Consider the following 1,693-nt stretch of genomic DNA (forward strand, 5'->3'; position numbering starts at 1 on the left):
TAGCCTCGATTTTTCATGGTGTGGCTCGCGCCCATGATTCTCGCGCTATGGAGCGCATTCGGTTCCGATTGTGCCATTCGGGTATGACGCGACCACCGTGTCTCGCCACGGTTCGGCGGGGACCCAACCCCCAGTGGTTTCCTCTACTCGAACGGACACTTACACCAGGACGATTATCCCGGCTCGGGTCCCGGCAAGGTACGCAGTCGGTTCAGGCCGGCGACGATGTCTTGAGCGAACCGGGCAGTTTTCTTCATATGCACCACGGCCCGGCGAGCGGTCCTCGCGATCGTGGCCGGCACCGTGTAGATGTGCATGCGCAGTCTCTTCGGCTCCCACCTGCGAATCTGATCATCGGCGAAGGCCAACAGTCCGCTCCAGGCCTGCAGATCACCGGCAAGAGCGACGATGGCCAACCAGATCCGATTCTGGTCGAAATCCTTGAGTGGGAAGTTTTGCAGCCCGGTGTCTTTGGCGATCCGGATCCGGTCCTCACATCTGGCCCGGCAGCGGTGCCGGACTTCCAGATCAGCCAGCTGGCCACCGGTCGTGTTCGTCGCGAACGCGGTCAGTCGGTATCCGTCGACATCGTCAAATCGCAGTTGGGCACCCGGGTGGGGACGTTCACGGCGGACGATGACTCGCATCCCGTCCGGCCAATCATCGAGTTCAAGGACACTGGTGAGTTCGGCAACATCGGCCCCTTTACGGGGATCGCCGTTCGTGTCGTAGGCCGGCTCCCACGCTTTCAGTTTCGTCAGCTGGCGGTAGAGGTCGGGCATCGTCGTCGGCAGCATGAATCCGATCGAATACGACAGACGCCTCCTGGTGAGGAAGTTCAGGAAAGCGTGGGTGCCGCCAGCAGTATCAGTGCGGATGAGGACCGATTTCCCCGGACGAGGCTTGCCGCCGGGCAGGCCAGCAAGAACTTCTTTGACCAGTGTGATGTGGTCGGCGGCGGTATTCGAACCCGCATTACCGGGACGCAGCAGCCCAGCAACGGGTTCGCCACAGCCTGGTCTTCCGTGGTCGATGAACGCCAGCAGGGGATGGAACCCGAATCCCTTCTTATAGGTGGGTTTCGCGTCTTCCTTCTCGCTGTGAGCGGTGACCAAGGTGGCATCGATATCGACGATCAGCGGAGTCGAAGCATCTGTCTCGTGGTTTGGTGCCTGAGCCCCGGAGAGTTCCCACACCCGGGCACGGGCCGCCGCCCGAGCAGTGTTGAGAGCAGCCAGTACTCGATCGGCGTTGGCGGCGAGGGTGCGGATGAGGCGGGTGATCGTCGGGTTCGATGCCACTGGGCCGTAGAGGTCGGGTTCGTCGCGGAGGACGGAGCTATCGGAGAGGGCGTCACCGCCGAGTGCGAGGGTGATGGCGATGTCGGTGAGGATCTTCGCGGGGTCGTGGACGGCGAAGGGCTTCTTCCACGCTGCCAATGCCTGCTTCAGGTAGTGGCCAATCCCGCTGGTGTGCACGGTTTCGGTCAACAACATGCCGCCGGCTTGCCCGATGGCGTTGCTGGGCGCGGTATCGACGTGCAAGCGAGGATAGGTGCGGGTAGGCTTCACTGTGAGAGTGCTCCTTTTCCAACGGGTTCTGGTTGTCTTCGCAAACACCATTATCCCTGGTCAGGAGCACTTTTCTTCTGTCAGTCCACCATCCGGTCGATCCTAATCATGAAAACTCGAGG

1 protein-coding gene is annotated in these 1,693 nt (G+C 61.4%); it reads right to left on the reverse strand.

What is annotated here, in order from left to right:
* Nucleotides 1-173 precede the first annotated feature (173 nt).
* The gene (locus INT40_RS20265) at nucleotides 174-1,571 is read right to left on the reverse strand and encodes an IS1380 family transposase (protein WP_101573331.1); all 1,398 of its coding nucleotides are present in this window, start codon (nucleotides 1,569-1,571) and stop codon (nucleotides 174-176) included.
* Nucleotides 1,572-1,693 lie beyond the last annotated feature (122 nt).

The sequence above is a fragment of the Brevibacterium sp. FME17 genome (genome assembly GCF_014897515.1).
GTDB lineage: Bacteria > Actinomycetota > Actinomycetes > Actinomycetales > Brevibacteriaceae > Brevibacterium.